Annotated in this window: 15 protein-coding genes; 6 read left to right on the forward strand and 9 right to left on the reverse strand. The window is 69.7% G+C overall.

What is annotated here, in order from left to right; all coding sequences use genetic code 11:
• Positions 1 to 63: 63 nt before the first annotated feature.
• Positions 64 to 888, reverse strand: a complete 825-nt coding sequence (locus ABD366_RS05405) for a PP2C family protein-serine/threonine phosphatase (protein ID WP_324772848.1) — start codon at positions 886 to 888, stop codon at positions 64 to 66.
• Between the two features lie 127 nt (positions 889 to 1,015).
• Here ABD366_RS05405 and ABD366_RS05410 point away from each other — a divergent pair, with 127 nt between their 5' ends.
• On the forward strand, positions 1,016 to 2,275 hold the full coding sequence (locus ABD366_RS05410; RefSeq protein WP_324772850.1) for an ROK family transcriptional regulator: 1,260 nt from the start codon (positions 1,016 to 1,018) through the stop codon (positions 2,273 to 2,275).
• 44 nt (positions 2,276 to 2,319) lie between these two features.
• On the opposite strand, the gene ABD366_RS05415 is transcribed toward ABD366_RS05410, so the two are convergent.
• From ABD366_RS05415 to ABD366_RS05430, 4 genes are read right to left on the reverse strand one after another with little or no spacing between them, the layout of a single operon-like run.
• Positions 2,320 to 3,723 carry a GH1 family beta-glucosidase gene (locus tag ABD366_RS05415; RefSeq protein WP_324772852.1) on the reverse strand — a complete coding sequence of 468 codons (1,404 nt, stop codon included), beginning with the start codon at positions 3,721 to 3,723 and terminating at the stop codon, positions 2,320 to 2,322.
• A 10-nt stretch (positions 3,724 to 3,733) separates the two neighbouring features.
• Positions 3,734 to 4,576, reverse strand: a complete 843-nt coding sequence (locus ABD366_RS05420; protein WP_324772854.1) for a carbohydrate ABC transporter permease — start codon at positions 4,574 to 4,576, stop codon at positions 3,734 to 3,736.
• Between the two features lie 5 nt (positions 4,577 to 4,581).
• A complete protein-coding gene (locus tag ABD366_RS05425; protein ID WP_324772856.1) occupies positions 4,582 to 5,526 on the reverse strand; it encodes a carbohydrate ABC transporter permease in 945 nt (314 codons plus the stop codon).
• A gap of 16 nt (positions 5,527 to 5,542) precedes the next feature.
• The gene (locus ABD366_RS05430; RefSeq protein ID WP_324772905.1) at positions 5,543 to 6,745 is read right to left on the reverse strand and encodes an ABC transporter substrate-binding protein; all 1,203 of its coding nucleotides are present in this window, start codon (positions 6,743 to 6,745) and stop codon (positions 5,543 to 5,545) included.
• 576 nt (positions 6,746 to 7,321) lie between these two features.
• Here ABD366_RS05430 and yicI point away from each other — a divergent pair.
• Positions 7,322 to 9,550, forward strand: coding sequence for an alpha-xylosidase (gene yicI, locus ABD366_RS05435; protein ID WP_324772858.1), 2,229 nt, complete (start codon positions 7,322 to 7,324; stop codon positions 9,548 to 9,550).
• A 19-nt stretch (positions 9,551 to 9,569) separates the two neighbouring features.
• Here the strand turns inward: yicI and ABD366_RS05440 are convergent, their stop codons facing one another.
• A complete protein-coding gene (locus tag ABD366_RS05440) occupies positions 9,570 to 10,919 on the reverse strand; it encodes a family 43 glycosylhydrolase (protein ID WP_324772860.1) in 1,350 nt (449 codons plus the stop codon).
• Between the two features lie 12 nt (positions 10,920 to 10,931).
• Positions 10,932 to 12,419, reverse strand: coding sequence for a sulfatase family protein (locus tag ABD366_RS05445; RefSeq protein WP_324772907.1), 1,488 nt, complete (start codon positions 12,417 to 12,419; stop codon positions 10,932 to 10,934).
• 237 nt (positions 12,420 to 12,656) lie between these two features.
• On the opposite strand from ABD366_RS05445, the gene ABD366_RS05450 reads away from it, so the two are divergent.
• The 4 genes from ABD366_RS05450 (at position 12,657) to ABD366_RS05465 (ending at position 16,551) form a co-directional block, all read left to right on the forward strand.
• Entirely contained in the window at positions 12,657 to 13,883 is a 1,227-nt protein-coding gene (locus tag ABD366_RS05450) for an ROK family transcriptional regulator (protein ID WP_324772862.1), read from the forward strand.
• A 19-nt stretch (positions 13,884 to 13,902) separates the two neighbouring features.
• A complete protein-coding gene (locus ABD366_RS05455) occupies positions 13,903 to 14,715 on the forward strand; it encodes an ABC transporter permease (RefSeq protein WP_324772864.1) in 813 nt (270 codons plus the stop codon).
• Positions 14,712 to 15,491, forward strand: coding sequence for an ABC transporter ATP-binding protein (locus tag ABD366_RS05460; RefSeq protein ID WP_324772866.1), 780 nt, complete (start codon positions 14,712 to 14,714; stop codon positions 15,489 to 15,491). The genes ABD366_RS05455 and ABD366_RS05460 overlap by 4 nt, the downstream gene beginning before the upstream one ends.
• Before the next feature lie 76 nt (positions 15,492 to 15,567).
• Positions 15,568 to 16,551, forward strand: a complete 984-nt coding sequence (locus ABD366_RS05465; protein ID WP_324772868.1) for an aliphatic sulfonate ABC transporter substrate-binding protein — start codon at positions 15,568 to 15,570, stop codon at positions 16,549 to 16,551.
• 70 nt (positions 16,552 to 16,621) lie between these two features.
• Here ABD366_RS05465 and ABD366_RS05470 read toward each other — a convergent pair whose 3' ends face one another.
• The gene (locus tag ABD366_RS05470) at positions 16,622 to 17,050 is read right to left on the reverse strand and encodes a DUF3618 domain-containing protein (RefSeq protein ID WP_324772870.1); all 429 of its coding nucleotides are present in this window, start codon (positions 17,048 to 17,050) and stop codon (positions 16,622 to 16,624) included.
• Positions 17,047 to 17,484 (reverse strand): phage holin family protein, encoded by a 438-nt coding sequence (locus ABD366_RS05475; RefSeq protein ID WP_324772872.1) that lies wholly within the window; start codon positions 17,482 to 17,484, stop codon positions 17,047 to 17,049. Before ABD366_RS05475 ends, ABD366_RS05470 begins: the two co-directional genes overlap by 4 nt.
• Between the last annotated feature and the right edge of the window lie 84 nt (positions 17,485 to 17,568).

Here is a 17,568-nt window from a genome sequence, read left to right on the forward strand (position 1 = left end):
GCCACTCGGCCATCGAAGCGCCCCTGTCCGTGTAGTCCGTGTAGTCCGTGTAGACAGAGGCGGCTATTGCATGCCGCCGTCGTGGCCGACGACCAGGACCGCGGCGTCGTCTTCATGCCCCACCGTGTCCGCCAGCTTCATCACGCCGTTGGCGAGGGCGTTGATGCCGAGGCCTGCGGCTGCGGTGACCTCGGCGAGCCGTTTCACCTGTCCCAGTCCGTCGTCGAGGCTCAGCGACGGCCCCTCCACCACTCCGTCGGTCAGCAGCACGAAGACTCCGCCCGCGGTGAGCCGATAGCAGGCGACGGGGTACTCGGCGCCCTGGAGCACACCGAGCGGAGGGCCGCCGTCCCCGTTGTCGATCCCGGACTTCCCGTCGGCCGTGGCCCAGATGTGGGGGATGTGGCCGGCCCGCGCACACTCCAGGACGCCGCTGGCCGGATCGAGCCGCAGGAAGGTGCAGGTCGCGAAGAGGTCCGCGTCGAGGGAGACGAAGAGATCGTTGGTCCGTGCGAGCAGTTCTCCCGGATCTCCGGTGACGGAGGCCAGCGCCCGCAGCGCCACGCGGACCTGCCCCATGAACGCGGCGGCCTTGATGTTGTGCCCCTGCACGTCTCCGATGGACAGGCCGACCCGGCCGTCGGGCATGCTGAAGGCGTCGTACCAGTCCCCGCCGACGTTGAGCCCGTGGTTGGCCGGTGAGTACCGCACGGCCAGCCGGACGCCCGGCGGCTGGGGCAGGGTCTGGGGCAGCATGCCGCGCTGCAGAGCGACCGCCAGCTCGACCCGGGAACGCTGCCGCCGCGCCAGTTCCCGTGCCCGTGCGGTCAGCGCCCCGAGCCTGGAGAGAAGCTCCTCGCCCTCGTCGGCCGCCCCGATGCGGAACATGCCACCTACTCTGGCGGCAGAAGGCCGCACCTGCATCCTTTCCGGGGCGCCGACAGCGGCCCGTGCCGATGTGCGCGACGCTCCCGGATCATGGTCCTGGGAGGTGTCCCATAGGCTCGTCACCACGATGAACAGCAACAATCCGTCCGCGACCCCGCACAAGGCGGACAAGGCGACCGTGCGCCGGCACAACCTCAGCCTCGTACTGACCACCGTCCACGACGAGGGCGAGGCGACCCGTGCGGGTGTCGCCTCCCGGGTCGGGCTGACCCGGGCCGCGGTCTCCTCGCTCGTGGACCAGCTCCTGACCGACGGCTTCCTGACCGAGTGGGGCAAGACGTTCAGCGGGCAGGCGGGGCGCCCCGGCACGGTGCTGAAAGTGGCGCGGACCGGACCCGCCGGGCTCGGCGTGGAGATCAACATCGACTACATCACCGTATGCGTGGTCGACCTTGCGGGGACCGATCGCGTCCGGCTCGTGGAGCGGCGCGACAACCGGGGCGCCGCGCCCGCCGCCGTGCTCTCGCAGGCGGCGCGGATCGCGGCCCGCGCCATCGAGTCGGCCGCCGAGCAGGAACTGCGCCCGGTGGCGGCCGAGTTGGCGCTGCCCGGCCTGGTGTCCGGCGGCGCGGTGCGACAGGCGCCGAACCTCGGCTGGAACCGGGTGGCCGTCGAGGGACTGTTCGCGCAGGCGCTGACCGCGCTGCGGCCCACCCACCGCGCCCTGCCGGTCAGCGCGGACAACGAGGCGAATCTGGCGGCCATGGCCGAGCTCTGGTTCGGCGGCTGCGCGGGCGGCGACGGTGAGCCCCGGGTGAGCAGCTTCATCTATCTGACCGGTGAGATCGGGATCGGCGGCGCGCTGGTCCTCAACGGTCAACTGCTGCGGGGCGCCCACGGATTCGCCGGCGAGATCGGCCATGTGGTGGTGGAACCGGACGGGCCCGAGTGCCGCTGCGGTGCGCGGGGCTGTCTCGAGCAGTACGCAGGTCAGGCGGCGCTGCTGCGGACGGCGGGGCTCGACGAGACGGCGGGCGCTGCCGGTGTCGCGGAGCTGGAGAGCCGGGCCGGCGCGGGCGACCGGGCGGCTCTGGGCGCGCTGGAGGACGCGGGCCGGCGCCTGGGCCGGGTGCTGTCGGGCGCCGTGAACCTGATCGATCCGGACGCGGTGATGCTCGGCGGCGTCTTCCGCGGGTTCATGCCGTGGCTGGCCCCCGCCGCCGACCAGGAGCTGACGGCGCGCGTGGTGTCGGGCCTGTGGACACCCGGCAACGGCCGGCTGCGCGCGTCGTCCTCGTCGGGTGACGCGGCGCGCGGCGCGGCCGCCCGCGGAGTCCGTGAGGTGCTCGCGGACCCGGCGGCGTACGCGGAGCGCGTGACGGGCTGAGAGCCTGTCCCGCGCTCCGGGGCCACGAGGCCCATGACAATCAGTCAGCCGCGGTGCGCCGCGATCAGCCCCTGGTACCAGCGGTAGCTGTCCTTGGGTGTGCGCTGCTGGGTGTCGTAGTCGACGCGGACGATGCCGAACCGCTTCGCATAACCCAGGGCCCATTCGAAGTTGTCCAGGAGCGACCACACGTAGTAGCCGCGTACGTCGACACCCTTGTCCATGGCCGCGCGCAACGCCGTGAGGTGACCGTGCAAGTAGGTGACGCGGTCGGCGTCGTGCACGGCGCCGTCCTCGGCGACCTCGTCGTGCTCGGCGGAGCCGTTCTCGGTGATGTGGACGGGCGGCAGCGCGTCGCCGTAGGTGGCCTTCAGGTCGGTCAGCAGGTCCGTGAAGGACTCCGGGACGACCGGCCAGCCCATGGCGGTGCGCCGCACGTCCGGGTAGCTGCCCTCGGCGTACCGGTTGTCGGTGGCGACCCGGCGCGCCGGGTCCGCCTCGCGGTACGGGGCGTCGGCGACGACGATCGGCCGGTAGTAGTTGATGCCCAGGAAGTCCAGGGGCTGCCCGATGAGTTCCAGGTCGCCCTCGCGCCGGAAGTCCTGGCCCGTGATCAGCTCGCCCCACGTCTCCTCGTCCGAGGCCGGGTAGCGGCCCGCGAGGATCGGCTCGGTCCATACGAGGTTGTGCTGGGTGTCGGCGCGCAGTACGGCGGCACGGTCGGCGGCCGAGTCGGTGGCGGGGACGTTGCGGTCGAGGTTGAGGGTGATGCCCGCCTCGCGCACCCCGGCCGCCCGCAGCTCCTTCATCGCCAGGCCGTGGCCGACGAGCAGGTGGTGTGCGGCGGCGAGGGCGCCCCTGCCCTCCTGCGCGCCGGGTGCGTGGCGGCCCACGGAGTAGCCGAGGAAGGCGCTGCACCACGGCTCGTTGAGGGTGATCCAGCGCGGCACACGGTCGGCGAGGTGCTCGGCGACGATTCCCGCGTACTCGCCGAACCGCTCGGCGGTCTCGCGCACCCGCCAGCCGCCCCCCGCGGCGGAGCCGCTATTGGATGGAGTTTCCAGGGCCTGCGGCAGGTCCCAGTGGTAGAGGGTGGCGGCGGGTTCGATGCCCGCCTCCAGCAGCTCGTCCACCAGGCGCGAGTAGAAGTCGAGGCCCTTCTGGTTCGCGGGCCCCTTCCCCGTCGGCTGGATCCGCGACCAGGCGATGGAGAAGCGGTACGAGTCCACGCCGAGGTCGCGCAGGAGCGCCACGTCCTCGGGGTAGCGGTGGTAGTGGTCGCAGGCCACGTCGCCGGTGTCGCCGCCGTCCGTGCGGCCGGGTGTGTGGCTGTAGGTGTCCCAGATGGAGGGGCCGCGGCCGTCCTCGGTGGCGGCGCCCTCGATCTGGTACGAGGCGGTGGCCGCGCCGAACACGAAGCCTTCAGGGAAAACGGGCAGGTCGCTCATGAAACAGGCCTTACTTGACGGATCCGCCGGTGATGCCGGCGGCGATGTACTTCTGGGCGAGGACGAGCAGCACGGCCGCCGGGATCGCGGACAGGACGGACGCGGCCATGACCGAGCCCCAGTCGCCGACGTGGGCGCCGATGTACTGGTAGATGCCGAGGGTGACCGGCTTGACGTCGTCGGTGGTGTTGAGCGTGAGCGCGAACATGAAGTCGCTCCACGCGTACAGGAAGGAGAACAGGCCCGCCGTGATGAGGGAGTTGCGGCTCATCGGCAGCACGACCCGGACGAACGTGCGCAGCTTGCCCGCGCCGTCGACCTCGGCCGCCTCGATGACCTCCTTGGGGATGGCCACCATGAACGAGCGCATCAGGACGATGGCGAAGGGGATGCCGAGCGAGGCGTCGGCGAGCATCAGGCCGAAGTAGGAGTTGACCAGGCCGAGATCGACGTACGCGCTGTAGAGGGCGTTGGCGATGACGATGCCGGGGACCATCTGGGTGATGAGGGTGCCGAAGACGATGGTGCGGGTGGCGCGCAGCCGGAACTGGGCGAGTCCGTACGCGGCGGGCGCGGCGATCGCGAGGCAGATGACGACGGCGCCGAGGGCGACGGCGAGCGAGGTCAGCAGGTGTCCGCCCTGCTCGCTGATGGCGGAGGTGAAGCCGGACAGGTCCAGGGAGTGCGGTACGGGCGAGACTTCGAGCAGCCCGGACTCGGGCTGCAGCGCGGTGTTGATCATCCAGTACAGCGGGAACAGCATCACGCACAGGATGACGACGCCGGCGACGGTGGCGCCCCAGCGGCGCTTCGGCCTGGTGGTCTCGCTGGTGGTCTCGGAGACGGTTGCCATGCCGGTCACTTCCCCTCGGAGCGGTTGGCCCGCAGGTAGAACACCGCGAACACGGCGGAGATCAGGATCAGGATGTTGCCGACGACGGCGCCCGCGCCGAAGTCGAGCTGCACGAAGGAGTTCTGGTAGGTGAGGGTGCCAAGCGTCTGGGTGGAGTCGGCGGGGCCGCCGTCGGTCAGGGCCAGGATCAGGTCGAGGATCTTCACCGTCGACATGAAGCCGAGCACGAGGACGACCGTGATCACCGGCTTGAGCAGGGGCAGCGTGATGGAGCGGAAGGTGCGCCAGGCGGAGGCGCCGTCCAGGGAGGCGGCCTCGTACAACTCCTTGGGGACCTCCTGCAGTCCGCCGTAGAGGATCACCATGTTGAACGGGATGCCGATCCAGATGTTCACCATGATCACGGAGAACAGGGCCATGCCGGGGCTGGTCAGCCATGGCGTGTGACCGCCGAGGCCGAGGGTGTCGAAGAAGGAGTTGAGGACTCCGGTGTCCTGGTCGAGGATGCGGCGCCAGACGATGCCGGAGACGACCATCGGCACCAGCCAGGGCAGCAGGATCAGTGAGCGCAGGACGCCGTTCAGCGGGAACTTCTTGGTGAAGAAGACGGCGAGCGCGAGTCCGATGCCGAACTGGCCGATCAGGGACCCGATCGTGAAGACGATGGTGTGCCACAGCGCCTTGCCGAAGAGGTCGTCGTGGAAGACCTTGCTCCAGTTGTCGGTGCCGTTGAAGGGCGACTTGCCGTCGAAGAACGTGGACGGCGAGTAGTCCTGGAAGCTCATCACGACGTTGCGGACGAGCGGGTAGCCGAAGAACAGCAGCATGAAGACGACAGCGGGGACGACGAAGCCCCACTGGGAGAGCTTGCGGCGGCGGCGCGCGCCGTGCGGCTTCGCGGGCGCGGCCGGGACCGGGCCGGCGACAGGGGCCGTGGTGGTGGTCGACATGATCGTTTGAGTCCCCTCAGTTCCCGCTCGTGGCGCGGGTCTGCGCCTTCTTCAGCGCGGCCTCGCTGGACTGCCCGGTCAGCGCCGACTGGAAGGCGCTCTGCAGGGCCAGCGACACCGACGACCAGCGCGCCCCGACCTTCGCGGTACGGGAGCGGGCGGTGGCCACCTGGTCGGCGAGGGCGTCGAGTTCGGGTACTTCCTTGCGCCAGAGCGCGGCGGCCTTCTCGTTGGCCGGCACCATCCAGCTGTTGCGCGCGTAGGAGATCTGCTCCTTCTCGCTCGACATACAGGCGATGATCTTCGCGGCGGTCTTCTGGCGCGCGGTGTCATCGGTCTTCGGCACGGTCAGCACGGCGCCGCCGAGCGGGCCCACCGACTTGTCGCCGTCCTTCGGGACCGGGATCTGGGCGATGCCCCAGTGCAGGTTCTTCTTGGTGTTGAGGGTCTCGACCTGCCAGGGGCCGTTGATCATCATGGCGGCGTTGCCCGCCATGAACTGGTCGTTCACGTCGGCCTGCGTCCAGTTGACGGTCGACTTGGACAGGGAGCCGTCCTTGAGGAGGCTCTTCCAGTAGTCGAGCGCCTGGGCGACATTCTGTGTGGCGAGGTCGCTCTCGTCGCCGCCGTTGGACCACATGAACGGGGTGAACTGGAAGACGCCGTCCTCGGCGCCGCCCGCGCTCAGGGCGATGCCGTACTGCTTGCCCTGGGTGAGCTTCTTCGCGGTCTCCTGCATCTCGGCCCAGGTGGTGGGCACGGGCAGACCGGCCTTGTCGAGGATGTCCTTGTTGTAGAAGAGGGCGAGGGTGTTCACCGTCCGCGCGGCCCCGTAGTACGTCCCCTTGTACGAGCCGAAGTCGACGATGCCCTGGGGGATGTCCTTGGTGGACAGGCCGAGGGAGCGCAGGTCGACCAGGCCGCCCGGCTCGGCGAAGGTCGGCATCTCGGAGGCGTCGAACTGGATGACGTCCGGCAGCGACTTCGACGACGCCATGCGCAGCGACTTCGTCATGACCTGCGCGGCGGGCACGCTCTGCTGCTGGATGCCGATGCCCAGCTGCTTGCTGCACCGGGCGAGCGTCGCGGCGTCCCAGCCGTGGTAGGAGTCGTCGGTCGAGGAGTTGAGGACGGTGTACACGTCGTCGTCGCGCTGGGCGCCGCAGCCGGCGAGCGCCGCGCCGGCGACGAGAGCGCCTACGACGGTGAGCGGGAGCATGGCCCGTCGGCCGGGGCGCCGGCGCCTGATGCGCGTCGCGTCCGGTGGGGGAACTGCTGTCACGGTGGTTGCCCTTGCCTGGGAGGGATGGCCGGCCCGGCGGGACTCCGGTGTCCCGAGGGGTGTTCGCGCGCCCCGGTACGGCTCCGACCCGTGCCGTGGGGACTGCCGCGCCGAAGAGGCCGGCGTCAGCCGATGCCGAGCCGGTGCTCGGTCCACGGGCTGAAGGTGATCCCGCCGCCAGGGGTGGGAGTGAAGCGATCGGACATGGTGCGGCCCTTTGCTGCTACGCGACGACCCGGCGTCCACCGGTCGTTTGTTTTCTTACTTGACTAATACGCCAAGACGCGTCGAAGCGCTAGACCCCCAGACCTGGATCACGCTCGGGTCACCCATCGTTACCAGGCAATACACCTATCGAAGCGCTTCGACGAATCTGCCCGTCCGCTTCTTGCTCTTTTGTTTTCCGTACGGTCAAATGGCGTCGGCAGAACCTTCGTGGGCCGGGTCTCACACCCCGTGACCGAGCGGCTGTCCGCCCCACCGACCGAATCACCTCTGCTCCCAGGGAAGAACATGAAGTTCACCGACGGATTCTGGCTGATGCGCGACGGGGTCGAGGCCTCGTACGCGACCGAGGTCCGCGATGTCCGTGCCGGCGTCGACAGCTTCACCGCGTACGCCGCCGTCAAGCGCGTCGAGCGCCGTGGCGACACCCTCAACTCCCCCTTGCTGACCACCGACTGCTTCTCCCCCGCCGAGGGTGTCATCGGCGTCCGCACCACGCACCTGGCGGGCAAGAGGCGGACCGGCCCCGACTTCGCGCTCACCGCCCCGGACGCCTCCGCCGCCCGCGTCCGGCGCGACGGCGACGTCGTCGAGCTGACCAGCGGCGCCCTGTCGGTACGGCTCGACACGGCCGAGCCCTGGACGCTGTCCTTCCGCGACGGCGAGGGACGCGAGGTGACCAGCGCTGGCCGCAAGGGCACCGCCTTCTTCACCGACGGCGACGGCGCCCACCACATGGCAGGCCAGCTGACGCTCGGCGTCGGCGAGCAGGTCTACGGTCTCGGCGAGCGCTTCACCCCGTTCGTCAAGAACGGCCAGGTCGTCGACATGTGGCAGGCCGACGGCGGCACCAGCAGCGACCAGGCGTACAAGAACGTCCCGTTCAGCCTGCACCTCTCCCCCGCCGGCGCGTACGGCGTCTTCGTCAACCACCCCGGCCGGGTCAGCTACGAGATCGGCTCCGAGTCCGTCGGCCAGATGCAGTTCAGCGTCGAGGACCAGAGCCTGGAGTACTACGTCGTCGCGGGTCCGACCCCGAAGGACGTGCTGCGCCGCTACACCGCGCTCACCGGCCGCCCGGCACTGCCCCCGGCCTGGTCGTTCGGCCTGTGGCTGACCACGTCGTTCACCACGCAGTACGACGAGGCGACGGTCACCTCGTTCGTCGACGGGATGGCCGAGCGCGACATCCCGCTGAGCGTCTTCCACTTCGACTGCTTCTGGATGCGCGAGTACCAGTGGTCGGACTTCACCTGGGACCCGGACGTCTTCCCGGACCCGGTGGGCATGCTGGCCCGGCTCAAGGAGCGCGGCCTGCGGATCTCCGCCTGGATCAACCCGTACATCGCCCAGAAATCGGCCCTCTTCGAAGAGGCCGCCGCGAGCGGCTACCTGGTGAGGACGGCAGGCGGTGACATCTGGCAGTGGGACCTGTGGCAGGCCGGCATGGGGCTCGTCGACTTCACGAACCCCGAGGCCTGCGCCTGGTTCCAGGGCAAGCTGAAGGTCCTCCTCGACCAGGGCGTGGACTGCTTCAAGACCGACTTCGGCGAGCGCATCCCCACCGATGTGGTCTGGCACGACGGCTCGGAGCCGGAGCGCATGCACAACTACTACACGCACCTCTACAACCAGGTCGTCTTCGAACTCCTGGAGAAGGAGCGCGCGATCGGCGAGGCCGTCCTGTTCGCCCGGTCGGCGACGGCGGGCGGCCAGCAGTTCCCCGTGCACTGGGGCGGTGACTGCTTCTCCTCGTTCGGCGCCATGGCCGAGTCGCTGCGCGGCGGCCTCTCCCTCTCCCTGTCGGGCTTCGGTTTCTGGTCGCACGACATCGGCGGTTTCGAAGGCACCCCCGACACGGCGGTGTTCAAGCGCTGGCTCGCCTTCGGCCTGCTCTCCTCCCACAGCCGGCTGCACGGCTCCAGCTCGTACCGGGTGCCGTGGGAGTTCGGTGACGAAGCGGTCGACGTGGCCCGGAAGTTCACCAAGCTCAAGCACCGCCTCATGCCGTACCTGTACGGCGCCGCGGCCGAGGCCCATGCCGCGGGTGTGCCGCTGATGCGGCCGATGCTCCTGGAGTTCCCGGCCGATCCGACCGCCCGCGCCCTGGACCGGCAGTACATGCTGGGCCCGGACGTGCTGGTCGCGCCGGTCTTCTCCGCCGACGGCGACGTGGAGTTCTATCTGCCGGAAGGCACCTGGACCCACCTGCTGACCGGCGAACAGGTCCAGGGCCCGGCCTGGCGCCGCGAGACCCACGGCTTCGACAGCCTGCCGCTGTACGTACGCCCCGGCGCGGTGCTCCCGTTCGGTGCGGACGAGCAGCGCCCCGACGGCGACTGGACCGAGGACCTGACCCTGCTCGTCGCCCCCGGCGCCCACGACGTGACCGTCACGGTCCCCGACCATCACGGCCGGCAGGCCGCCGCGTACCGGGTGACGCGCGACGCGGACGGTGGCGTCCTGACGGTGTCCGCGTCCGACGGAGCCCCGGCGCCCACGCTCAAGGAGCTGTGACGCCGGGGGCGTGAGGGTCCTACCGCTTGACGTACAGGCGGTTGCCCTTCGGGCCGGTCCATTCCACGCGGACGACGCCGGGCACCGCGGCGTCCTCGACACGGGACGGATCGGCCCAGTACCCGGCGGCCGGGTTACGGAAGAAGGTCGCCCACAGTTCCCCGTCGCGGTCCTTGAAGAAGTTGTTGTGCCCGGCGCCCACGCCCGCGGTCCAGCGTTCGGAGTACGGGCCCTCGAAGTGGTCCGCGACGGCGACTATCACGTCGTACTGGTACTGGGTCCGCCCGGCGGCCCCGACCTCGTAGGCGTAGCGGGGGCTGCCGTAGGCGTCGATCGAGGTGCGGTCCCACGCGGCGTGCAGCAGGTAGTACTTGCCACCGTGTTTGAACACGTATGCGCCTTCGAGGTACGGCTCGGGTGTGTACGGCTTCTGCTCGAACAGCGGGAGGTCCGTCGTCGGTTCGATGTCCTCCATGTCCGCGCGGAATTTGGCGTAGAGGTGGTTGTGCAGCACCAGCCAGGCGTCCTTGCCCTCGGTGTAGATGCTGCCGTCGATATGGAAGTACGCGCCGGGCTTGATCCACGACGGTCCGCCGATGAAGGACTCACCGAAGGGCTTGTCGTGGTTGCCCTCGATCAGTCGGTACGGGCCCTCGACGCCACCCTCGCTGACCAGGACGAACGAGCCGACCTTCGTCGAGTGGTCGCCCATGCACGCGACGAGGTACCACTTCTTGCGGAAGTAGTGCAGCTCGGGCGCCCACGCGTTGCCGCGCTTACCGAACTGGCCGTCGTCGTACCAGTACTCCTGCCAGGGCGCGACGACCGTGCGGCCGGGCCGGTTCTCCCCGACGAACTCCGGTGACCAGACCTTTCCCCGCTCGGCGTCGGGCCGGATGCCGGTGGTGTCGGCCAGCTTCCACGGGCCGTGCAGGGACCGTGCCGTCCACACGAAGATGCCGTCGTTCCAGGGGCCGGCCGCGGGGAGACCGGGCACACGTGTGGTGCCGGTCGCGACATAGAGGGGGCGGCCGTCGACCTCGAAGCAGTTGACGTAGGTGTCCCGCATCCAGACTCTGCCCAACTCCTCGTCGCGGGGTCGGAGTTCGAGGGGGAGGACGAAGGAGTTGTCGTCGCGCGGCCACAGTTCCTCACGGGCGTCCGCGCGACCGTACGGTTCGAGAGCGGGCCAGTTCGCCGGGTGACGGGTCGACGGCCGGTGCGTCGTGCTCGCGGCGTCCTTCGCCGACTGGGTCTGGGACTGGGCCTCGGCCGCACCGGCGGGCAGCGCCACCGCGCCCACGGAGCCCGCGATGCCGGCCAGTACGGACCGCCGGCCGAAGTTCGAGTCGTTCGTGGAGCTGGTCATCAAACGGTCTCCCTAGTCGTGAGAAAGCTGCGTGCCGTCGTTCTCGAAGGCGGACAGCGTCGTGTCGTAGTCCGTCTCCACGTCGTACATCGGCGTCATCCAGTGGAAGAAGTTGTCGCCGCGCTCGCGGAGCAGGTCGTAGAGCCGCCGGGTCAGCGCCGTACGTATGTCGCGCAGTTCGGGGTCGTCGTAGCGGTTGTGCAGCTCGTCGGGGTCGGCGTCGAGGTCGTACAACTCGTTGCGGGACTCGGGGTTGATCACCAGCTTGTGGCTCCTGGTGCGCAACATCCGCTGCGGGTAGGGGAAGTGATGGCCGTGGAACTCGGCGAGATGGTGCTGGTCCCAGCGTGGGTGCTCGCCGCGGACGAGGGGCAGCAGGCTGCGGCTGTCCACGGCCGGCCCGGTCCTGCTGCCCGCCAGATCGAGGATGGTGGCGGTGCAGTCGGTGAGGGAGACGAACTCCTCACGCACCTGGCCCCGCGGGCCGCCGGGGACCTTCAGCAGACCGGGGATGCGGTAGATGTCCTCGTACATCGCCGGGCCCTTGTCGTGCAGCCGGTGGGCGCCGGTGAACTCGCCGTGGTCGGCGGTGAAGAAGACGGCCGTCCGCTCGTCCAGGCCCAACTCCCGCATGGCGTCGAGGATGCGGCCGATCTGCTCGTCGATGAGCGTGACATAGCCCCAGTAGACGGCGATCAGCTTCCGCGACTCCTGCGCACTCATGGTGTCGAAGGCCCACAGCTTGCTGTAGTTCTGCTGGACGGGCGGCTTCTCCGCGAAGGTCTCACCGACAGAGGCGGGCAGTTCGACGAGTTCGGGGTCGTACATGTCGTAGTAGGCCTCCGGCAGGATGTACGGCAGATGCGGCCCGAAGAAGTGCGTGGCCAGGAAGAACGGCGCGCCGTCCCCGTCGTCCTCCTGCGCGGCGAAGCGCTGGAGCATCTCGATGGTGCGCGTGGCCAGGTAGTACTCGAAGGTGGCCTCGACCGGCTGGTGCAGGCGGGCGGCCAGGAGGTTGCCCGGGCTGCCGTTGGGCGTGGTTCCGCGCACCGGATCGGTGATGCGGTACGGGGGCAGGTCCCGCTCCGCCAGGTAGGCGAGGTAGTCGGGGTGGTCCACGGGGTTGTGCCAGCCGGCCAGGTCCGGGCCCTCGAAGCCGTAGTCGGCGGCGGTACGCCGCACGCCGCCGTGCCACTTGCCGAGCAGGCCCAAGTTGTAACCCTCGGAGCGCAGTTGCTCGGAGAAGGTGAACTGTCCCTCCGCCAGATCCTCCAGATACCCCACGTTGCGCTCGTAGTTGGCGAGCAGCTTGTGCCGGAACGGGGCCGCCCCGGTGAGCAGGCTGGCGCGGGCCGGAGTGCAGATGGCGGTAGGTGTGTAGAAGCTGTCGAACCGGGTGCCGTCGGCCGCGAGCCGGTCGAGGTTCGGGGTGTGCGTGTGCGGGTTGCCATACGCGCCCAGGGTGTCCACGCGGTGCTGGTCGGTCATCAGGAAAAGCATGTTGTGGCGCACGGAGGCCTCTCGGGTCGGTCGGTCCGGGCATGCTCCGACCCCACGATCATTTAAGTCAAGAGTGCGGACATAAATCGCGCGGAAACACCCCAGGGGGCGAGGACCGGGCATGACTGCACCGTACGTGTCTGCAGGTCACGTCGGTAGCGGGGAGCGGTTTCTTGTGACACGGCGTTCATGTGAACAATTTGTTTCGGCTCATTGACGAAAATACGCGGTGCTCACATGCTGTCCTGCATGCACGAACACGACGGCCCGCTGACGCGGCTCCGACGCAGCCATGAGCAAGCGGTTCTCGAACTGCTCCGCAGGCACGGCCCGCTGAGCCGCGCCGACCTAAGCACCCGCAGCGGGCTGTCCCGCACCACGCTCCACGACATCGTCGCCGGGCTCGTGGGCAGCGGTTCCGTGGTCGTCGGCACCCCGCACGTCGAGGTGCGCAAGCGCGGCCGGCCGGTGGAGAAGCTGAGCCTCAACCCGGCCGCCGGCGAGGCCGTCGGCATCGACTTCGCGCGCCGGGCCGTACACGTCGCGGCGGTCAACTTCGCCCACGAGGTGATCGGTTCGGCGAGCGAGTCGCATCCCGCGGACCTGAACTGGCCCGAGCGGATCGATCTCGCGCACCGTCTCCTCGCCACCTTGGCGGCGGGACCGGCGGCCGACGACCGTCGGGACGGCGCCGTCCATCTCGACGCGCTCAGCGCCATCGGCGTCGGCGTGGTCGGACCGCTCACCGATCCCGGCAGCGAGAAGGCGCACGCGCAGGCCATCGACGGCCTGCCGGACCTGCTGCGCAAGCGGTTCGGCGTGCCGGTGCTCCTGGACAACAACACGCGGCTCGCGGCGCTCGCCGAAGCGGTGTGGGGTGCGGCGGCCGACAGCAGCGACGTGCTCTACCTGCGGCTGTCGCACGGCGTCGGCGGCGGCCTGGTCGTGGGCGGCGCACTGCACCGCGGCCGCAACGGCCTGTCCGGCGAGTTCGGACACATCACCGTGGATCCGGCCGGCCGGCCCTGCGACTGCGGCGGGACCGGCTGTCTGGAGACCCGTGCCTCACTCGACGCGGTCCTGTACCGCTACCGCGAGTCCGGTGGCCGGGCCGGTGACCTCGCCGGTTTCCTCAGCGCCGCCGCGGACGGCGAACGGCCCGCCCTGGACGTGCTGGAGCGCGTCGGCAGCGACGTCGGCGGGGTGCTGGCCGCGGTCTGCCAGGCCGTCGGCCCGGGCGTGGTCGTCATCGGCGGCGAACTGGCGGCGGCAGGCCCCGCCCTGCTCGAACCGGTCGAACGGGCCCTGCGGCAGCAGCTGATGCCGCTCGCCCGCCACCACGTGGACGTACGGCGCGCGACGCTCGGCGAGGCGGGCAGCGCGCTGGGCGGCATCGCCCTCGTTCTCCATGAATCCCCCCTGCTCTCCCACTACCCGCAGCCCGTGACCGAGGAGAACGCGTGAAGCCACCAGCGAGGAACCCATGGCTGTGATCACCCCCGTCGACAAGACCGCCACCGAGGAGCGCCGGCGGCGACCGCGCCGCTCCGGGCGCCGGCCCCTGGTCCTCAACGCCGTAGCGGTGGTGGCAGGCATCGCCGTCTGGGGCGTCGTGGCCGCCCTGGGCCTGGTCGAGAACCTGCCCACACCGGCGGCGGTGGCGCAGAAGGCCGGCACCATGATCTCGGACGGCACCTTGGCGTCCGACACGCTCGCCAGCCTGCGCCGGGTCTTCCTCGGCTACGCCCTCGGCGTGGTCGTGGCCGTCCCCGTCGGCTTCCTCATGGGCTGGTACCCCACCGTCCGCGCCCTGGTCGAGCCGTACATCCAGTTCTTCCGCACCATCCCGCCGCTCGCGCTCATCCCGCTGGCGGTCGTGCTCCTCGGTATCGGCGAGGTGCCGAAGATCGCGGTGATCTTCCTGGCCTCGTTCATGGCCTGCGTCCTCTCCTCCTTCCAGGGCGTCATCGACGTCGACAGGACACTGATCAACGCGGCCAGAGTGCTCGGCGCATCGGACCGCACCATCTTCGCCAAGGTGGTCGTCCCGGCCTCCACGCCGTTCATCCTCGTCGGCATGCGGATCGGCCTCGGCGCGTCCTGGGCCACCGTGGTCGCGGCCGAACTGATCGGCGCGCAGGAGGGGTTGGGCTACCGGATGCAGAAGGCGTCCACCTGGTTCGAAATGGACACGATCTTCGTGTCCCTGATCACGATCGGCGTGCTCGGGCTCGTCATGGACCGGCTGCTGCTGCTGGCCGAACGACGCCTCACCGGCTGGCAGGAGCGACGATGAACAGCAAGATCAGTTTCCGTGACGTGGTGAAGACCTTTCCGCTGAAGGGCGCGACCTTCACGGCGCTCGGCGGGGTGAGCCTGGACATCGCGGACCAGGAGTTCGTCACCGTCGTGGGCCCTTCGGGCTGCGGCAAGTCCACCCTGATGAGCATGGCCGCGGGGTTGCAGGAGCCCGACTCGGGCCAGGTCCTGGTCGACGGGACCCCCGTCTCGGGGCCCGGACCCGACCGCGGGGTGATCTTCCAGCAGTACGCCCTGTTCCCCTGGCTGACCGTGCGGCAGAACGTGGAGTTCGGACTCAAGCTCACCTCCATGCCCGCCGCGGAGCGACGCCTGCGCGCCGAGCGGGCCATCGGCCTGGTGAACCTGGGCGAGTTCGCCGACGCCCTGCCCAAGACGCTGTCCGGCGGGATGAAGCAGCGCTGCGCCATCGCCCGCGCGTACGCGGTCGATCCCCAAGTACTGCTGATGGACGAGCCGTTCGGCGCGCTCGACGCACTGACCCGGGTGCAGTTGCAGGACCAGCTCCTGGAGACATGGAGCCAGGAGAAGCGCACCGTGCTGTTCATCACGCACGATGTCGACGAGGCCGTCTATCTCGCCGGCCGGGTCGTCGTCATGGCCGCCGGGCCCGGCCGCGTCCACCGTGTCATCGACGTGGACCTGCCCTATCCGCGTACCGAGGAGATCCGGCTCTCGCCCGAGTTCCGGCGTATCCGCAACGAGGTGTGGACCTCTGTGTACCACCAGGAAGCGCCGCCCCGGGCGGCCTGACGCACCGTCACCCCGGCCCGCCCCCTGGGCATTTCGCAGCACCGACCCGCGCACCACCCCGAGAGGACACTCCAGCATGCCCAGAAGGACGATCAGGCACGCCGTCACGGCGCTGCCCGTCGCGTTCATGCTCTCGCTCTCCCTCAGCGCCTGCTCCGGCAGCGCCTCCGAAAACGACGGCACGGTCCGCTTCGGCTACATCGGTGACTACAACGGAGCCAGCCTGCTGGCCATCGCCGACAAGCAGGGGCTGTGGAAGAAGGCGGGCCTGACCGCCCAGGTGAAGACGTTCAACAACGGCCCCGTGCAGATCCAGGCACTGAGCGCCGGCGACCTCGACTACGGCTACATCGGCCCCGGCGCGATGTGGCTGCCCGCCTCCGGCAAGTCCAAGGTCATCGCGATCGACACCCTCACCTATGCCGACCGGGTCATCGGCCAGCCCGGCATCACGTCCATGAAGGACCTCAAGGGCAAGCGGGTCGGTGTACCCGAGGGCACTTCGGGCGACATGGTCCTCAACATCGCCCTGGCGGACGCCGGGATGACGACGAAGGACATCGAGAAGGTCAACATGGACCCGTCGACCATCGTCTCCGCCTTCTCCTCCGGAAAGATCGACGGCGCCGGGTTCTTCTACCCGGCCATCGACACCATCAAGAAGAAGGTCCCCGGGCTGAAGGAAATAGCCAGCACCAAGGACACCGGGGATTCCTTCCCGACCGCGTTCGTCGCCGGGAACAAGGTGCCCGAGGAGAAGAACAGCAAGGTGATCAAGGTGCTCCAGCAGGCCAACGACTGGCGCGCGGAGCACCCCGACGAGACCATCGCGCTCACCGCCAAGATGCTCGAGGTCACCGAGGCGCAGGCCCGGGCCGACGCCTCGCACGTCGAGACCCTCTCCACCAAGGAGCTGGCCGACAAGACCAGGAGCGGCGAGGTGAACGAGTGGCTGAAGAAGCTGGGTGACTTCTTCGTCCGCAACAAGCAGCTGGACGACAACCCGGACCCCGCCGACTACTACACGGGCGACCTCTACTCGCAGGCGTACAGCAAGTAGCGCCCCGCGTCGTCGGGGCCTTCAGCGGCCCCGACGACAGCGCGGCGCGGGGGGTTTCAAAGACAGGCTCCTACTTCTTCTTGCGGCGCAGCACGGCGTACGCGGCCACCAGGGCCACGCCCGCGGCGATCAGTGCGGCACGGTTGTCACGTACCGACTCGGGCGCCTTGTCCTGCCAGGCCCGCTGCGCCTGTGCCGCCTTGGCCTTCACCTGCTCCGCGGTGAGCGCGGCCTTGTCCTTGGCGTCGTCGGGCAGCTGGTCCTGCAGCGCGTGGACCGCCTCGGACGCCTTCGCCTTGGCCTGCGCCGTCAGCTCCGAGGCCTTCGCCGTCGTCTGTTCCTTGAGGGCGGCGGCCTTCTCCTGCGTCCGGGCCTTGACGTCCGTCTTGTCGGCCAGCGCCTGCACCGTGTCGCCCAGCTCGTGCCGGGTCTGCTCGACCTGTTCGCGCAGCTCCTCGGTGCTGGTGGCGGTGGGCTCGTCGTGGGGCGGCTGCGTCATCGCTTGGCACTCTCCTTGATCTCGGCCACATCGGCCTTCACGCTGTCGATGGTCTGCTCGGGGGTGGGCGGGGCGGCCTGGCCGACCTCCTTCTTGCCGGTCAGCGCCAGCACGGCGGCGACCAGACCGAGCACCACCGTCACGATCAGGGCCGCGGCCCAGACGGGCAGCGGCACCGCGAGGGCGGCGATCGCGGTGGCGACCAGCGCCTGCAACGCCAAGAAGCCGACCAGGCCGGCCCCGCCGAAGAGGCCTCCGCCCTTCCCGTACCGCTTGCCCTTCTCCTTCATCTCGGCCTGCGCCAGCCGCATCTCGCCGCGTACCAGCTCTGTCAGCTGCTGCGAGGCGCGCTGGACCAGCTCGCCCACCGGTTCCTCGGCCGCGCCGGGGTGCTGGGACGTGGGGTCGGCCGTTCGCCTGACTGTCTCACTCATCCTGGGACCTCCTTCCCGTGGCGACCGCGTACCCCCGAAAACGCGAAAGCGACACCACCGGAACGTGCAGACCGTGTGATCATC

It is taken from the genome of Streptomyces kunmingensis (assembly GCF_039533535.1).
In the GTDB taxonomy this organism is placed as follows: domain Bacteria; phylum Actinomycetota; class Actinomycetes; order Streptomycetales; family Streptomycetaceae; genus Streptomyces; species Streptomyces kunmingensis.

Excerpts from the sequence above, each read along its gene's own strand:
- ABD366_RS05405 (WP_324772848.1), bottom strand. The coding sequence starts at position 888 with ATGTTCCGCATCGGGGCGGCCGACGAGGGCGAGGAGCTTCTCTCCAGG.
- ABD366_RS05410 (WP_324772850.1), top strand. The coding sequence starts at position 1,016 with ATGAACAGCAACAATCCGTCCGCGACCCCGCACAAGGCGGACAAGGCG.
- ABD366_RS05415 (WP_324772852.1), bottom strand. The coding sequence starts at position 3,723 with ATGAGCGACCTGCCCGTTTTCCCTGAAGGCTTCGTGTTCGGCGCGGCC.
- ABD366_RS05420 (WP_324772854.1), bottom strand. The coding sequence starts at position 4,576 with ATGGCAACCGTCTCCGAGACCACCAGCGAGACCACCAGGCCGAAGCGC.
- ABD366_RS05425 (WP_324772856.1), bottom strand. The coding sequence starts at position 5,526 with ATGTCGACCACCACCACGGCCCCTGTCGCCGGCCCGGTCCCGGCCGCG.
- ABD366_RS05430 (WP_324772905.1), bottom strand. The coding sequence starts at position 6,745 with ATGCTCCCGCTCACCGTCGTAGGCGCTCTCGTCGCCGGCGCGGCGCTC.
- yicI (WP_324772858.1), top strand. The coding sequence starts at position 7,322 with ATGAAGTTCACCGACGGATTCTGGCTGATGCGCGACGGGGTCGAGGCC.
- ABD366_RS05440 (WP_324772860.1), bottom strand. The coding sequence starts at position 10,919 with ATGACCAGCTCCACGAACGACTCGAACTTCGGCCGGCGGTCCGTACTG.
- ABD366_RS05445 (WP_324772907.1), bottom strand. The coding sequence starts at position 12,419 with ATGCTTTTCCTGATGACCGACCAGCACCGCGTGGACACCCTGGGCGCG.
- ABD366_RS05450 (WP_324772862.1), top strand. The coding sequence starts at position 12,657 with ATGCTGTCCTGCATGCACGAACACGACGGCCCGCTGACGCGGCTCCGA.
- ABD366_RS05455 (WP_324772864.1), top strand. The coding sequence starts at position 13,903 with ATGGCTGTGATCACCCCCGTCGACAAGACCGCCACCGAGGAGCGCCGG.
- ABD366_RS05460 (WP_324772866.1), top strand. The coding sequence starts at position 14,712 with ATGAACAGCAAGATCAGTTTCCGTGACGTGGTGAAGACCTTTCCGCTG.
- ABD366_RS05465 (WP_324772868.1), top strand. The coding sequence starts at position 15,568 with ATGCCCAGAAGGACGATCAGGCACGCCGTCACGGCGCTGCCCGTCGCG.
- ABD366_RS05470 (WP_324772870.1), bottom strand. The coding sequence starts at position 17,050 with ATGACGCAGCCGCCCCACGACGAGCCCACCGCCACCAGCACCGAGGAG.
- ABD366_RS05475 (WP_324772872.1), bottom strand. The coding sequence starts at position 17,484 with ATGAGTGAGACAGTCAGGCGAACGGCCGACCCCACGTCCCAGCACCCC.